We start from the raw sequence: 16,879 nt of genomic DNA, 5'->3' as shown, positions 1-16,879 counted from the left end.
TACAATGGGGTACTCTGATACAAAAAAGTGCCTACTTCACAATATTTTCAGTAAATATATAATAAAAATTGAATCTTAAGAAATTTTAATTTTAAGAAATTTCGTTTTAGATTTAGGCAGCTTAGATAAATAGGAGGGATAAGGAAAGAGAATTATAGAAACCGATATTATTGATGGTATTAGTGAATGAGTATGTAATGGAGATTAAATGGGAATTTTCGTTTTATTGAATATGAAAGTACTTAATTAAGAGAGGTGATTCTTTGCAGATTCAACTAAATACCGTAGAAAATAAATGTAAAGATGAGCAATATGAGACACCATTAATTACTGGTGTAAAGAATTACATAGAGGATAATTTTCTACAAATGCATACTCCTGGCCATATAAAGGGCAGGGGCTTGGATGAGGAATTTACAACATATTTTGGGAAGAACACTTTAGATTTTGATTTAGTAGGAATACCACCATTAGATTATTTGCGCCATCCGACTGGAATTATTCATGAGGCGCAGAAGCTAGCTGCAAAAGCCTTTGGGGCTGACTATACGATTTTTAGTGTTCAAGGTACTAGTAGTGCTAATGTAGTTATGATTATGAGCATTTGTAATCCTGGAGATAAGATTATTGTACCTAGAAATGTTCATGCTTCTATCGTTAGTGGACTTATACTATCCGGTGCAGTACCAATCTTTATATCTCCTGAAATTGATCCTGTATATGGAGTTTGTCATGGGATTAGTCGAGAAAACATTCAAAAAACTTTAGATGAGCACCCGGACGTAAAGGGTGTATGTATAATAAATCCTACTTATTATGGTGTTGTAACAGACTTGAAACAAATAATAGATTATGTTCATTCGAAAGGAATCCCTGTAATAGTTGACGAGGCTCAGGGGTCACATGTTCATTTTCATTCTGATTTACCAATGTCTGCAATGCAAGCTGGTGCGGATATTGCCTCGTCTAGTATGCATAAAATGGGTGGTTCATTTACTCAAACAAGTGTGATTAATGTTCGAGAGGGGCTAGTAAGTTTAGACAGAGTTAAAGAGAATTTCTCTCTAATTACTACTACTAGTGCAAATTATATATTAATGGCTTCCTTAGATGCTGCTCGCAAACAATTGGCCGTAAATGGAGAGAAATTATTAGGGCGTGCAATAGCATTATCTCGTAAAGCTAGAAATGAAATTGATCAAATGTATGGCCTTTCTTGTTTAAAACCAGAAGATTTGAATCATTCGAGCTCTAGTTTTGCTTTAGATGAGACAAAGCTTTGTATAAACGTTACGAATTGGGGTGTAACAGGAAGAGAAGTAGAAAATATTTTGCGAGATGAATACCGCATAGAAGTTGAGCTTTCCGATGTGAATAATATCCTATTTATTATTACAATTGGGCATGATGAATCGGATATTGATAAACTAGTACAAGCGTTAGGTTCGTTGTCTAGGAGATTCAACAATGGAGAAATACAATCAGATGCAAAACAATTTGCAAGAAGTCAGTGGTCTATGAACGTACTAACACCTCCTCAATTAGCTGTTACACCAAGAGAAGCATATTTTTCAAAGGTAAAATATGTGGAGCTAGATCAATCGATTGGGCGAGTGGCTGCTGAGTCAGTCCTTGTTACACCTCCGGGTATACCTGTTCTTTTACCAGGAGAGATAATTACAAAAGATATTACAGACTACCTTAATTATTGTCTCGAATTAGGACTCTCTGTACAAAGTAGTAATGGCTTACATGCTATTAAAGTAATTGATGATAAATAAACTATACTTATTTGAAAATTAGGAGGAATTTACTATGGAATTTCAAAAACAATTTGACACAATTATAGAAAATCATATCAACTCGCTTCAAAAAGATTATTTACTGGTACTTCAGGAGAGATTTAAAAATGAAGGATTAGCAATGATGAATGACATGCTACCTAAACCTTTAATTGCAGCTATGTCTGCTGAAGCGAAATATCTTCTTTCAGAAAATGCAAAACGTCGTGATATTACTATTGAAGCTACAGGAAATACACCTCGTAATTTCAATGTAGTAAATCGTGACAGTATTTCTGAAAAAGGAAAGATAATTCCAGCATTTTTTAGGTCTGAAGTGATTATAAACTTTTTAACATTTTTAAATAATAATGAACCAGTACATCGTATTCCATATACGCCAGAAGAATTTATTATTAATAATCAGCAAAAAACAGGTGATACTCATGGTTGGCATTGGGATGACTACACTTTTGCTTTAATTTGGGTAATTGAAGCACCTAAAGAAGGGGAAGGTGCTATTGTTGAATATATTCCTAATACCGTATGGGATAAAGAAAATCCTGAAACAGGATTAAAAGCCGTACTTGAAAATCGTGAAATTCAAAATATATATGTTCCTCAAGACCATTGTTACTTTATGAAAGCTGGTACTACATTGCATAGGGTAACACCTTTAGAAAATGATTCTCGTCGTACTGTTGTGGTCTTTAGTTATGCATCTGAAGAAGATTTAACTAAAAATATTTCTCATGAGACTATGGGAGCGATCTATGAAGATAATAAGGAGTTAGTTGAGGTTTAAGTTTTGGATTTTAAAGAATTAAAACATACTGATGTACGTAGGAAAATAGATTGATTTTATATTGTTTTAATTGAACTTATCAGGTTTCTGATAAGTTCAATTAATCTCTAAACACGATATATATGGGGGAAATCATGAGTTCGGAAAGAGCAACTGTAACTTCGAGTATAGACAATAAAATTCATAAACCCAATGAAAATCCTACAGGCACATTAAAGAGAACATTAGAAACAAGACACCTGACTATGATTGCTATAGGCGGATCAATTGGAACAGGATTATTCGTTTCTAGTGGTACATCTATTCAAATGGCTGGACCAGGTGGAGCTTTAATAGCCTATATATTAATAGGGATAATGGTGTATTTAATTATGATGAGTTTGGGTGAATTAGCTACATTCTTACCTGATTCAGGTTCATTTAGTACATATGCTACTAAATTTGTAGATCCCGCACTTGGTTTTGCTCTTGGATGGAATTATTGGTATACATGGGCTATTACAATAGCAGTTGAACTGTCTGCCGCTGCTATCATAATGAAATTTTGGTTCCCATCTGTTCCAGGAATTATATGGAGTGCTATTTTCTTAACCGTAATTGTATTACTTAATTACTTTTCTACAAAGTCATTTGGAGAAGTTGAGTTCTGGTTTTCTTTAGTTAAAGTAATTACAATTATAATTTTTTTGTTAGTGGGATTATTTACTATTTTTGGGATCTTAGGTGGAGAATTTGTAGGTTATAAAAATTTCACTATAGAGGAAGCATCTTTTCCATCTAACAGTCTCAGTATCCTCTCCGTTTTTATGATTGCAGGATTTTCTTTTCAAGGAACAGAATTAATTGGAGTTGCAGCTGGAGAAAGCAAGAATCCTAAAAAGAATGTACCCAAGGCTATAAAACAGGTGTTTTGGAGAATTCTACTTTTTTATATTTGTTCTATATTAATTATTGGATTGCTTATTCCATATACAAACCCTTATTTGATGAATAATAATATTGAGAATATCTCAATGAGTCCTTTCACAATAGTCTTTGAAAAGGCTGGTCTTGCATTTGCAGCATCGGTGATGAACGCTGTAATATTAACATCTATTTTATCAGCTGCAAATTCGGGAATGTATGCGTCTACTCGTATGCTTTGGTCCTTAGCTAAAGAGGGAAAAGCACCAAAATCACTTTTGAAGTTAAATAAAAATGGTATACCAGTAAATGCGTTAATTATAACTTCTCTAGTGGGTATGCTCGCTTTTCTATCTTCATTTTTGGGCGAAGGAGTGGTATTTATGTGGTTGCTAAATTCCTCAGGGTTATCAGGTTTTTTATCATGGATCGGCATTGCGTTATGTCATTATAGATTCCGAAAAGCATATATGGCACAAGGGAAAGATATTAGCAATCTTCCTTATAAAGCTAAATGGTTTCCATTTTCCCCTATTATTTCAATTATATTATGTATGATTATTATAGTAGGTCAAGAGTATAATGCTATTCTCAAAATGGAGATTTCATGGATTAATCTTTGTATGACGTATAGTAGTGTGGTTATATTTTTTATTATTTGGTTTGGTTACAAGCTAAAATATAAAACTAAATTGATTGATCTTAAGAATTGTGAATTAAAATAGGTTTAATTTCTTATAAGCAAATTTATTTAGGTGTAGCAAAAAATATAATTAGGAGGAATTTTATTATGTTATTAATTGGAACAGAAGTAAAACCGTTTAAAGCAGAGGCGTACTATAATAGTCAATTTATAGAGGTTACTGAGGAAAACTTAAAAGGTAAGTGGAGTGTAGTTTGTTTCTACCCAGCAGACTTCACATTCGTTTGCCCCACTGAACTCGAAGATTTACAAAACCAATACGCAACTCTAAAAGAATTAGGCGTTGAAGTATACTCTGTATCTACAGATACCCACTTTACACATAAAGCATGGCACGATAACTCAGAAACTATTGGAAAAATTGAATACATTATGATTGGTGATCCAACTCGTACAATCACTAGTAACTTCAACGTTTTAATTGAAGAAGAAGGTCTTGCTGCTCGGGGTACATTTATCATCGATCCAGATGGTGTTATCCAATCTATGGAGATCAATGCAGACGGTATTGGTCGTGATGCAAGCGTCCTTGTTAACAAAATTAAAGCAGCTCAATACGTACGTAACAACCCAGGTGAAGTTTGCCCAGCTAAATGGCAAGAGGGTTCTGCAACACTTAAACCAAGCCTTGACCTTGTAGGAAAAGTATAAGAAGTTCAATCAAAATAATATTAGATGCAGATATAAAAACACAAATATCCCAATAAATACAATTAATGGAGAACGATATTTCCCTTAAAGTTAGCAAAGGAGAAGATAACGTTTCTAAAGATTAAAAGCTGTAGCTGTATTTAAAGAACGTCTCAACAGCAATCGTACTTTTTTCAAAGATAAAAATGCATCGTACTTAAAAGGTACGATGCATTTTTATTATTATTTTTGCCAATTTTCTTTTATAAAGTCTTCACGACCAGATTCTTTTTGCTCGGTAGCATATTTCTCTGGATTCTTTTTATAGAAATGCTGGTGGTATTTCTCTGCTTCATAAAAAGGTGCAGCTGAGCGAATTTCAGTCACAATAGGACCTTTAAACATACCGCTTTCTGCTAGAGTTTGCTTTGATTTTTCTGCACGCTCTTTTTGTGTTTCATTATGATAAAAAATTGCTGTGCGGTAAGATGGACCACGATCGAAAAATTGTCCGCCGTCATCAGTTGGATCAATTTGTGGCCAATATAAATCTAGTAATTTTTGATAAGGAAAAATAGAAGGATCGAATGTAATTTGTACAACTTCTAAATGTCCAGATGTTCCAGTCTTTACTTGTTCGTATGTTGGGTTTTCTACATGACCACCTGCATAGCCGGAAAGTACTTTTTGAATACCGGGAAGCTCATCAAATGGTTTTACCATGCACCAAAAACAACCGCCTGCAAAGGTTGCGAGTTCGTATGCTTTTTCAGACATTGCTGTAATCCTCCTAAATATATATGTTTTATACAGTATTATATAAAATGTTTTATTGCGCAATAAAAAAGATTTAGAAGTGAATAAAAATTGAAATATATTTCTTTATAAAGTCTTTAAAATTCCTTCAAAGTTTCTTTTTTTCTGAGTGTTATGATGTAAATCGAAGTGAATATGTGAGGTGATAGGCAATGAATCCACGTATGAAAATTAATAGTTTACAACAAAAAATGAAAGAGAGACTAATATGAAAAAGGAATTTATACAAAGTGATTTAAGAAATATATTGATTGCGGCGTGCTTACTATTAGGGTTAGTTATTTTCGGATATTTTTTAATTAATAATTACCCAGGTACAAATGAAAAAAAGAAGTTAAGAGACGTAACATCTACTTCAGAATCAATTACATCTCTTACGAATTCAAATGCAGAAAATCGGGTTACAAAAACTTTTAATATTACGGCGAAAGTAGCAAGTGTAGATTTGGGAAATGGGAAAAAGGTAGATGCATGGACCTTTGATGGAACATCACCGGGTACTCAAATTCGAGTTAAACAAGGTGAACGTATTGTTGTAAATTTGAAAAATGAATTACCAGAACCGGTTACAATCCATTGGCACGGATTAGATGTTCCTGCGGCGGTAGATGGTGTTCCAGGTGTTACGCAAAATGCTATAAAACCAGGTGAAACATATACATACGCATTTAATGCTGATCAGGTAGGAACATATTGGTATCATTCACATCAAAAAAGTGCAATACAAACGGAACGGGGACTATTTGGAACCATTGTTATTGAACCGAATAAACCAGCTGTAAAATATGAAAAGGATTATACAGTGGCGATCCATGAATGGAAAACAGGAGCCGTAAAAACCCGTAAGCATAATGGCGAACAAGATAAAGATTGGGATAGCTATCCTAGCAATCATATTCGAAATGAAAAGGCGCAAACTTTAGAAGGACCGTTAATGATGCCAAGTAATGATCAACTCAAAGATTTATCTGATGGAGATGATTACGATGTATTTACATTAAATGATACAAGTGAGGGACTACGATTGGATGCAAAACCAGGTGAAACAGTACGCCTTCGCTTAATTAATGCTGGGAATAATACGCATTTAATGACATTAGTTGGGGCGCCATTTCAAATTATTGCATTAGATGGTCGTGACATAAAAGGTGGGGACGAGCTAGATAAAGCAATTCTTCCGATGGGAGCTGCACAACGTTATGACCTTGTTTTTAAAATGCCAGAAACAACGAGTGTAAAACTTATTAATGTTGATCCATCTAAGAAAATGAATCGAATGTTAACGACGACTATTGGGAACGGTTCTTTGCCGAAAAAACCTGTTGATATAAAGAGTTATCCATGGTTTGACTTTACGAAATATGGAGAAAAAGAAGTTGGCAAGTTTACGATAGATTCAAAGTTTACAAAAGTCTATGATATGGATTTGGCAGAAGGTGTGAAAGATGTAAATGGACAAGAAAAATGGGTGTATACGATTAATGGAAAGACATCACCTGACATTCCACCAATTAAAGTAGAGAAAGGGGATAAAGTTAAGATTCGATTTAAAAATAAGGGGGAAGAAATTCATCCAATGCATTTGCATGGACATACATTCCAGGTTATTTCTAAAAATGGTAAACCAATGGAGGGAAGTCCGATTTACTTAGATACAGTTAATGTTTTTCCGGGAGAAGAATATGAAATTGCTCTAGAGGCAAATAATAGTGGACTATGGATGGTTCATTGTCATCATCTCGTTCATGCGGAAAAAGGAATGCATACGATGATGAATTATGAGGGGGTAACTACTCCGTTTTCTACAGGAAATCACGCGGGTAATCATCCAGAATAATAATACGGAGGTTTTCATGCTTTATAGAATGATAGTATTTATTGTAATAAGTACAAGTATATTTTTATTTTCTCATAGTAGTGTATTTGCTCATACAAGTGTTGTAGGAGCCACCCCTAAAGAGGGTGAGGTTCTTACAGTACAACCGGAATAGATTATTCTTGAATTTAGTGAACCAGTTGCGGGAAATGTAGTTAATATTGAATTGCTAGATGCAAGTGCAAAGAGAGTGCAAGTATCAAAGGTTGAAATATTAGATAACCCAACAAAATTAAAAGTGAAATTACCAAACTTAAATAATGGTGCTTACACAGTAAGGTGGTCTATGATTTCTGCAGACGGACATCCGAGTGAGGGAGGCTATCCCTTTTCAATTGGAGAAGAAGTACAAACTAATGTAGTGGTAGAGGGAAATGCGAGTGGGAGTGGCTCAGTATTTTCAGATGTTATGATAGTAACACTACGCTATATTGTAGAGGGAATGATTTTAATTGGAGCAGGAGTAAAGTGGCTCGATATGTTTGTAAAACGTTATAGCTTACCTCCCATATTGCAAAGAATGAAGAATATGAAAAAGATTTTCTTCTCTATACTTGTAGTAGGATTAATAGCCGAATTAATAGTATATAAGTCAGTTATTCCGAAGGGAAGTTTACTTATTCATTCGCCATTTTCAGTTATTATTATGATTCAACTGCTATTATTAGTTCTTATGTCTTTGCGGCATATGGGGAACGAATGGTATGCGCTAATTTGGGGATTTCTTGTTGCGAGTTTTTCTTTCACAGGTCATGTATGGATTACTAATCCAAATTGGGCAGCAGTTATAATTAGAATGGTCCACGTTATGAGTATTGCAGTGTGGCTAGGAGCACTTATTTATTTAGCTCTTGTTATAGCGTGGACAACATTATACAAAATTACATTTGATCAAAAGAGTTTCCGTAAGCATTTTAGCATTATTGCTGGTATTTCATTTATTCTAGCATTTCTTTCTGGGGAATTAATTGTGTTTTTACAGACAAGGAATTGGGTACTTTTTAATTTTAATTCAATATGGACGAACCTTTTAAATATAAAGATTCTTACTGTATGTATAATTACAATTGTAGCATGGAGACAAACGAAAATATGGGGTAACGATATCGGAACAGTTAATCGCCGTTTATTGCTCTTAGAAATTGTTCTAGCTATACTCGTATTATTAGCTGGTATTTGGATGAGTCAAGTTTCGTTTCCGGTGAATTCTGTAACAAGCTAAAATTATAATGTTCATAGGAGTTCTGTAATGTCAATCCGTATTAGATTGCTGTTGTCGTATGTTGCGATGGTAATTATTCCAATCGTTTTTTGCGGTATAGCAGTTATGTTAATTAGTGTTACTTTATTTGGTGATATTCGTATTGCAAAAGCAATCATTGGTCTTAATCAAAATAGTCATTCTCTCATTGATAAAGAGCAGGAGGGAGCTATTCGTACAAAAGAAGATGAAGATGATATTTTTAGTAGGTTGAAAATTCTTTCATCGTATGCTCCAGATAAATTGGAGGATATAAATTTTTTAAAGGAAACTGATAAAGAATTAAACGATAATCAAGCAGGATTACTAATTCGAAAAAATGATGAGCTTAAATATTCATCCCCATATTTTAAAATCTCTTCGTTTGATAAATACCTACCCGCATTTGAAACGGAAGGACAAAGAAAGGGAATGGATGTGAAAATAGAGGGTAATTCTTTTTACTATAAGCAATTTGATTACTACGATGAAGAGAAGGATAAGGTTAGTATTTTTGTATTTGAGTATGTAAATCCTTTAGAAGAAATGATTAGAGAATTTTTCCCGTATTTCGTATGCTCTTTAATACTTGGGTTAATTATTACGAATGGAATATTAACATATTTTATATCACGGAGTATTATTAAACCATTGCATTCATTAAAGCAGGCAACGGAAAGAATTCAAAAGGGTGATTTAGATTTTCAAGTAAAGCCACTTGCGAAAGATGAAATAGGTGAATTAAGTTTATCGTTTGAAGAGATGCGTGGCAGGTTGAAGGAATCTGTCGAGTTGCAAATGCAATATGAAAAAAATCGTAAAGAGTTGCTTTCAAATATTTCTCATGATTTACGGACGCCAATAACGGCTATTAAAGGTTATGTACAAGGAATTAAAGAAGGTATCGCTCGAACTCCAGAACAATTAGATAAATATTTAACGATTATTTATTATAAAGTGTTTGATATGGATCAATTAATTGACGAGCTTTTTCTCTTTTCAAAACTTGATTTAAAAGAGGAACCGTTTCAATTTGAAGAGGTTGAAATTAATCAATACTTATCTGATTGTATAGAAGAACTACAGCTTGAATTACAAGATAAGGGAATTGCAGTGAGATGGGATGCTCAAAAGGATACTTCTATTTTGGTAAAAGGTGATCGTGAAAAATTACGTCGTGTTATTACAAATATCATTTGGAATAGTGTGAAGTATATGGATAAAGAAGAAGGATATATAGGAATTCGCATGACCGAATCTATTGATTATGTAACGATTTACATAAAAGATAATGGGGTAGGAATAGAAGAGAAGGCGTTGCCTCATATATTTGAAAGGTTTTATCGTGCAGATCATTCTAGAAATTCTAAAACAGGTGGAAGCGGACTTGGTTTGTCAATTGCACATCAGATTATCACACAACATGGTGGTGATATTTGGGTAGAAAGCAAAAAAGGTAAAGGAACGACGCTGGCATTTACATTACAAAAAATCAATTAGAAAAAGGAGAGCATCTTGAAAAGAATTTTAATTATTGAAGATGAAGCTATTATAGCAGAGTTAGAAAAGGATTATTTAGAGGTTGCTGGGTATACAGTAGATATTGATTACTCTGGTGAAAAAGGTTTACAAAGAGTTCTTCTGGAGGATTATGACTTGTTAATTTTAGACATAATGTTACCGGGAATAGATGGATATGGAATTTGTAAACAAGTTCGATTGAAAAAGGACATACCAATACTTATGGTGTCCGCAAAACAAGAGGAAATCGATAAAATTAAAGGGTTAGGTTTTGGAGCAGATGATTATATTATAAAACCATTTAGCCCAAGTGAAATGGTGGCGCGTGTAAACGCTCATCTAGCCCGTTATGATCGTTTAACAGGAAAGCGAGAACAAATAAAAGATGAAATTCGTATTCGAGGATTGCTTATTGATAAATCGGCACGACGTGTATTTATAAATGGAACTGAGGTCATGTTAACAGGAAAAGAATTTGATTTATTAACTTGTATGGCGGAACATCCAAACCAAGTATTTAGTAAAGATCGTCTCTTTGAAACTGTCTGGGGGATGGATGTAATTGGTGATGCAGCAACGGTTGCTGTACATGTGAAAAATATTCGTCAAAAAATTGAACTCGATCCATTTGATAAATCATACATTGAAACAATTTGGGGAGTAGGATATCGTTTTACACACTAATAAAAAAGCCAGCATTTTTGCTGGCTTTTTTATTGTAAATGAATTTACAAACAAGATCCTCCGCTAACATCAATCAATTGTCCAGTAACCCAGCGACTATCAGGAGAAGCGAGAAATGCAGCAGTGTCGGCAATGTCTTCTACTTCACCTAATCGATTGAAAGCTGAAATGTTAGTAGCATATTGTTTCATCATTGGATCGCTCAAGAGTTCCGCATTCATATCTGTTTTAATGAAGCCTGGAAGTATTGCATTTACAGTAATACCTCGTGCGCCAAGTTGTTTTGCTAGAGTGAAAGTCATTGTGTTAATTGCACCTTTCGTCATACTATATGCAACGAAATCAGGTAAAGAAATGCGAGTTGCGGCTGATGAGATATTAACAATCCGGCTATTGTCACGTAAACGCGGTAGAGCTTGTTGGATGATGAAGAATGGTGCTTTTGCATTTACTGAAACGATTCTATCAAAAAATTGTTCAGTCGTTTCTTCAATAAAAGCACCAGGTCCAATTCCAGCGTTGTTTATTAAAATATCAAATTCCGTTCCACCAGTTCGCTTTTGCAATTCAGTATCTAAAGAATTATATAGGTTTTCTACACCGTGTAAAGATTCAAGATTTGCACCGATAGAAAAAGCTGATCCGCCATTTGATTGAATTTCATGAACAGTTTCTTCAGCATCTTCTTTTCGGTTACCATAATGAACAGCAACTAATGCACCATCGTTTGCTAAACGTTTTGCGATAGCACGTCCAATTCCTCGGCTTGCTCCAGTAACTAATGCTATTTTACCTTTTAACATAGTTCTCTCATCTCCTCATGAAATTTTTATATGTTTTAAGTTGTTTTTCTTTATGTAGAAAAGCAAACATACTTAAGTAATATATGAGTACGTGTAAGAAGTTCATTCCAATTTTGTTTTGAGAAAAATAAACAACCTTTTGGTGTATGAATTGAACTTTAAAAATGAATTTTTAAAAAAATGTTGACAATGAAAAGAACAAAGTCCTATAATACGTTTAACAAATAAAAGTAAATTATGAATTTTCAGACTTTATATTATGTATATGCAAAGAAGAGGAAAGTAGATGATTATGATCGTTTCAGAGAGCTACTCCAAGGCTGCGAGAGTAGTAAGCATCGAATCATTGAATATCACCTCGGAGCATCGCTTGCGAAAGGGAAACTGAGTAGAGGGCGGCGGTATCGTCTCCGGTAAAAGGACGGGGGTCTGGTTGGACCTACAAAGCTTATATTTCGTGAGAAGTGTAAGGAAGCTGAGTGGTAACGCGAAACTCTCGCCTCAGCAATCAAAGCTACTATTAAGTAGTAGTTGATTGCTGAGGTGAGAGTTTTTATTTTAAAAAATAGATTAAGTAAGAGAAAAAATGTGTAAGAAGGGATTTGACAAGATGAGAAGTGACATGATTAAAAAAGGTTTTGATAAAGCTCCGCATCGTAGTTTATTAAAAGCAACTGGTTTAAAAGATGAAGATTTTGATAAACCATTCATAGCAATTTGTAATTCTTTTATTGAAATTATTCCAGGTCATAAGCACTTAAATGAGTTTGGGAAACTTGTTAAAGAAGCAGTACGTGCAGCAGGCATGGTTCCATTTGAATTTAATACAATTGGAGTAGATGATGGTATTGCGATGGGACATATCGGTATGCGTTATTCGCTTCCTAGTCGTGAAATTATTGCAGATTCAGTAGAAACGGTTGTAAATGCACACTGGTTTGACGGAATGATTTGTATTCCAAACTGTGACAAAATTACACCAGGTATGATGATGGCTGCACTTCGCATAAACATTCCAACTGTTTTTGTTTCGGGTGGACCGATGGCAGCTGGGAAAACATCTAAAGGGGAAGTTGTCGATTTAAGTTCCGTTTTTGAAGGGGTAGGAGCCTACCAATCTGGGAAAATTTCAGAAGAAGAATTAAAGGATATTGAAGATCATGGCTGTCCATCTTGTGGTTCTTGTTCCGGTATGTTTACAGCGAACTCTATGAACTGTTTATGTGAAGTATTAGGTTTAGCTCTTCCTGGTAACGGGAGTATTTTAGCGATTGATCCAAGACGTGAGGAGTTAATTAAACAAGCAGCAGAAAAATTAAAAATTTTAATTGAGAGAGATATTAAACCACGTGACATTGTAACAGAAGAAGCAATTGATGATGCGTTTGCACTTGATATGGCGATGGGTGGATCAACGAATACAGTATTACACACGTTAGCACTCGCACAAGAGGCGGGATTAGATTACGATATGAACCGCATTGATGCAGTTTCAAGGCGTGTACCGCATTTATGTAAAGTAAGTCCAGCTTCTAATTGGCATATGGAAGATATCGATCGCGCAGGCGGGATTAGTGCAATTTTGAAAGAGATGAGCCGAAAAGAAGGGGTACTTCACCTTGATCGTATAACTGCTACTGGGCAAACATTAAGAGAAAACATTGCTCATGCAGAGATTCAAGATAAGGAAGTTATTCATTCTCTAGAAAATCCTCATAGTGAAGAAGGAGGATTACGTATATTAAAAGGAAACCTTGCGAAAGACGGAGCGGTTATTAAAAGCGGAGCAACAGAAGTAAAACGATTTGAAGGACCTTGCGTTATTTTTAATTCACAAGATGAGGCGCTTGCCGGCATTATGCTTGGGAAAGTTAAGAAAGGAGATGTAGTTGTTATTCGCTATGAAGGACCAAGAGGCGGACCTGGTATGCCGGAAATGTTAGCACCAACATCAGCAATTACTGGTATGGGATTAGGAGCAGATGTTGCACTTTTAACTGATGGTCGCTTCTCTGGTGCTTCACGTGGTATTTCGGTAGGGCATATTTCACCAGAAGCAGCAGCTGGCGGAACGATTGCACTTCTTGAACAAGGAGATATTGTATGTATTGATGTTGAGGAACGCTTGTTAGAAGTGAGAGTTAGTGATGAGGAATTAGAGAAGCGTAAAAAAGGGTGGAAACGACCAGAACCAAAAGTGAAAACTGGGTGGCTTGGACGTTATGCACAAATGGTAACATCGGCGAATACAGGTGCAGTTCTGAAAATCCCGAATTTTGATTGAGCCAATATAAAAAGAGATAAGGATGATATAAAATGGTGCAAAATGTAAAGGAGAGAGTGAAAATTGAAGATATCTTAATGGCTCATAATTGCATGAAAGATATCGTTATTAAAACACCGTTACAACGAGATTCAGTTTTATCTGAGAAATATGAATGTGACGTATATGTTAAGCGAGAAGATTTACAAGTTATTCGTTCTTTCAAAATTCGTGGTGCGTATAATTTAATTCAAAGTTTACCGAAAGAAAAGTTACAAAATGGTGTTGTTTGTGCAAGTGCTGGTAATCATGCACAAGGAGTTGCTTATACGTGTAATTTATTGAAGATTCCGTCAAAAATTTTCATGCCGACAACGACACCTAAGCAAAAAGTATCACAAGTTGAATTTTTCGGTGGTGATTTCGCAGACATTGTATTAGTTGGTGATACATTTGATAGTTCTTTCCAAGAGGCGCAGCGCTATTGTGTAGAAAATAGGATGACATTTGTACATCCGTTTGATGATCCGTATGTCGTTGCTGGTCAAGGAACAGTCGCTGTTGAAATTATGCATGATATGGAGAAACCAGTTGATTATATATTTACAGCAATTGGCGGTGGTGGATTAGCATCTGGTATTGGTACATATGTAAAGGGGGTTAGTCCTACTACAAAGGTAATCGGTGTAGAACCGATGGGAGCTGCATCTATGAAAGAAGCTTTTCTTCAAAATGAAAATGTTGCATTAGAAAAGATTGATAGTTTTGTTGATGGAGCAGCTGTTAAGAGGGTAGGAAAGTTAACTTTTGAAACGTGTAAAGATGTAATTGATGATATTGTTTTAGTACCGGAGGGAAAGGTTTGTACAACGATTTTAGAACTGTATAAGAAAAATGCGATTGTAGCAGAGCCAGCTGGTGCGCTTTCTATTGCGGCACTTGATCTATACAGAGATGAAATAAAGGGAAAAACAGTTGTATGCACGTTAAGTGGTGGAAATAATGATATTGATAGAATGCAAGAAATGAAAGAACGATCCCTTATTCATGAAGGATTAAAGCACTATTTCATCATTGAATTTCCGCAACGTTCAGGAGCACTACGAGAGTTTCTTGATAAAGGATTAGGACCGGAAGATGATATTACTCGCTTTGAGTATATTAAGAAACATAATAAAGAAAATGGTCCAGCTTTAGTGGGGGTAGAATTAAAGCATAAGGAAGACTATGAAGCTTTAATTACTCGTTTTCAAGAAAATAACATTCAATTCGTGGAGCTTAATAAAAATCCTGTGCTGTTTGATTTACTTATTTAATAAAAGAAAAGAGTTAACATACAATTCTACTTGAAATAAAAAAGGTAGATACAAGCGGAGGGAAATCCTGCTTGTTCTATCTTTTTTATTCTTTGAAAGTTAAACGAAATACGCTCCATATTCAAGAAGGATAAAGCTAGTTAACCAAAAAAGTATTGCAATACGAATGATTACATACATTGTAAATTCAAAGGGAGTAAGTTTTCTCTCTCTCTTTATTTTTCTTAGAAGTCTAACAGAAAAAAATGAACATAAAAGCAGGATCGCTATAGATATTTTATACACGTTTTCTAACAGACTTATATTTTCTAATAAGTTTTTCAGCATATTCATCACCTATCCCATAATGTATGTTACAGAGAAATGAATCTCGTGCTGTTTAGTTGCGTTTGTTTATTATTTTCCCAGTGTCATCAATTTCTACATCAGTTGAAACCGTTTGTAAATATTGCAGTGCTTTTTTCTTTTCTTCTTCATTTACAGGAGAAACTTGGTTGTTGCGAATGATGTAAGGATTGAATGACATTTGGACATCCTTACCTTTAAAGGTTAAAGTTAATACGCCTGTTTCGGCACTCTTTCCATTTACATAATTCGGGAATAAAAAGTTTCCTAACGAGTATGCGATAGGAACTTTATTGTAATACTCAAATCCTTGTAACCAATGCGGGTGACTTCCAACGATTGCATCAGCACCCGCCTCTACCATTTTCGGAACATATTGTTTCTGGTATTCTATTGGGCGATTAGATTTTTCGACGCCCCAATGCATATAGACGATTACATAATCAGCATCTTTCTTTTGCTCTTGAATCGTTTTTGTTACAAGATCTAGATCATATCCGTTCGTAACGCCAGGCTTATTTTCACCAGCTACCCAATTAAAGTTAGGCATAAATCGAACGAAGGAAAGAAACTTGAATTTTTTTCCTTTTACAGTTAGTTCACGAGCAGTATAAGCATCTTCAGCATTTTTTCCGGCTCCAGTGTAAGGTAGTTTTAATTTTTCGACGTGAGAAATGGTGTCTAGTAGTCCATCTTGCCCATAATCAAGTGTATGGTTATTGCCAATGTTCACGATGTCATATCCGGTGTTTTTAATGGCTTGTAGTGTGGATGGATCACTTTTAATCCAAAATTGTTGCCCAGGTACTTTTTTTTCTCTCGTTGTAAATGCTGACTCTAAATTAACAAAAGAAATATCAGCTTTCGTTATTTCTTCTTTTACGTGTTGGAATGGATAATCAGCCCCATTTTTTTCGATTACGGGACGTAATTGCCAATCGAACATTGTATCACCAGAGAAGGTGAGTGTGATTTCAGGGTCTTCGGTTTTCTTTTCGCTTTTTGAAGCTGTTTTACTAGATTTGTTTTGCATATCAGGTTTGTCTTTCGCTTTTGAAATAAAAGAGTAGTTGATTAATAAAACAATTGGTGTAATGAAAAAGGCTATTAACAGAAATCGTTTTAGTAAAGTTTTCATAAATACCTTCCCTTTTGAGTTTATCCCGCAATTAGATTAATAATGAATCTACTAA

At 34.8% G+C, this 16,879-nt stretch carries 13 protein-coding genes and 1 pseudogene; 10 read left to right on the top strand and 4 right to left on the bottom strand.

Annotation, left to right across the window (positions count from 1 at the left end):
• The first annotated feature begins 263 nt into the window (after positions 1-263).
• The 4 genes from MHH66_RS17375 (at position 264) to ahpC (ending at position 4,843) form a co-directional block, all read left to right on the top strand.
• Positions 264-1,781 (top strand): aminotransferase class I/II-fold pyridoxal phosphate-dependent enzyme, encoded by a 1,518-nt coding sequence (locus MHH66_RS17375; protein WP_234803707.1) that lies wholly within the window; start codon positions 264-266, stop codon positions 1,779-1,781.
• A 34-nt stretch (positions 1,782-1,815) separates the two neighbouring features.
• Positions 1,816-2,586: a HalD/BesD family halogenase gene (locus tag MHH66_RS17370; RefSeq protein WP_078184306.1), complete on the top strand. Its 771-nt coding sequence runs from the start codon at positions 1,816-1,818 to the stop codon at positions 2,584-2,586.
• A gap of 134 nt (positions 2,587-2,720) precedes the next feature.
• A complete protein-coding gene (locus tag MHH66_RS17365; protein ID WP_265170768.1) occupies positions 2,721-4,214 on the top strand; it encodes an amino acid permease in 1,494 nt (497 codons plus the stop codon).
• 65 nt (positions 4,215-4,279) lie between these two features.
• The gene (gene ahpC / locus MHH66_RS17360) at positions 4,280-4,843 is read left to right on the top strand and encodes an alkyl hydroperoxide reductase subunit C (RefSeq protein ID WP_078184308.1); all 564 of its coding nucleotides are present in this window, start codon (positions 4,280-4,282) and stop codon (positions 4,841-4,843) included.
• A gap of 222 nt (positions 4,844-5,065) precedes the next feature.
• On the opposite strand, the gene msrA is transcribed toward ahpC, so the two are convergent.
• Positions 5,066-5,599 (bottom strand): peptide-methionine (S)-S-oxide reductase MsrA, encoded by a 534-nt coding sequence (msrA, locus tag MHH66_RS17355; RefSeq protein ID WP_078184309.1) that lies wholly within the window; start codon positions 5,597-5,599, stop codon positions 5,066-5,068.
• 247 nt (positions 5,600-5,846) lie between these two features.
• On the opposite strand from msrA, the gene MHH66_RS17350 reads away from it, so the two are divergent.
• The 4 genes and pseudogenes from MHH66_RS17350 (at position 5,847) to MHH66_RS17335 (ending at position 10,959) form a co-directional block, all read left to right on the top strand.
• Positions 5,847-7,475, top strand: coding sequence for a multicopper oxidase family protein (locus MHH66_RS17350; protein ID WP_078184310.1), 1,629 nt, complete (start codon positions 5,847-5,849; stop codon positions 7,473-7,475).
• Between the two features lie 16 nt (positions 7,476-7,491).
• Positions 7,492-8,736: pseudogene (locus MHH66_RS17345) on the top strand (copper resistance CopC/CopD family protein).
• Positions 8,737-8,763: 27 nt separating this feature from the next.
• The gene (locus MHH66_RS17340; RefSeq protein ID WP_033708987.1) at positions 8,764-10,254 is read left to right on the top strand and encodes a sensor histidine kinase; all 1,491 of its coding nucleotides are present in this window, start codon (positions 8,764-8,766) and stop codon (positions 10,252-10,254) included.
• 15 nt (positions 10,255-10,269) lie between these two features.
• A complete protein-coding gene (locus MHH66_RS17335) occupies positions 10,270-10,959 on the top strand; it encodes a response regulator transcription factor (protein WP_078184311.1) in 690 nt (229 codons plus the stop codon).
• A 44-nt stretch (positions 10,960-11,003) separates the two neighbouring features.
• Here the strand turns inward: MHH66_RS17335 and MHH66_RS17330 are convergent, their stop codons facing one another.
• Positions 11,004-11,762, bottom strand: coding sequence for an SDR family oxidoreductase (locus MHH66_RS17330; RefSeq protein WP_002141274.1), 759 nt, complete (start codon positions 11,760-11,762; stop codon positions 11,004-11,006).
• A gap of 610 nt (positions 11,763-12,372) precedes the next feature.
• Here MHH66_RS17330 and ilvD point away from each other — a divergent pair.
• Positions 12,373-14,046: a dihydroxy-acid dehydratase gene (gene ilvD, locus MHH66_RS17325; RefSeq protein ID WP_078184312.1), complete on the top strand. Its 1,674-nt coding sequence runs from the start codon at positions 12,373-12,375 to the stop codon at positions 14,044-14,046.
• Between the two features lie 32 nt (positions 14,047-14,078).
• Entirely contained in the window at positions 14,079-15,341 is a 1,263-nt protein-coding gene (gene ilvA, locus MHH66_RS17320) for a threonine ammonia-lyase IlvA (protein ID WP_078184313.1), read from the top strand.
• Positions 15,342-15,440: 99 nt separating this feature from the next.
• On the opposite strand, the gene MHH66_RS17315 is transcribed toward ilvA, so the two are convergent.
• Positions 15,441-15,668 (bottom strand): hypothetical protein, encoded by a 228-nt coding sequence (locus MHH66_RS17315; RefSeq protein ID WP_012260734.1) that lies wholly within the window; start codon positions 15,666-15,668, stop codon positions 15,441-15,443.
• A gap of 52 nt (positions 15,669-15,720) precedes the next feature.
• Positions 15,721-16,824, bottom strand: coding sequence for a CapA family protein (locus MHH66_RS17310; RefSeq protein WP_078184314.1), 1,104 nt, complete (start codon positions 16,822-16,824; stop codon positions 15,721-15,723).
• Positions 16,825-16,879 lie beyond the last annotated feature (55 nt).

Source organism: Bacillus sp. FSL H8-0492 (assembly GCF_038006145.1).
GTDB classification, from domain to species: domain Bacteria; phylum Bacillota; class Bacilli; order Bacillales; family Bacillaceae_G; genus Bacillus_A; species Bacillus_A mycoides.
The sequence above is the reverse complement of the archived record's forward strand: the minus strand, read 5'-3'. Positions and strand labels throughout refer to the sequence as shown.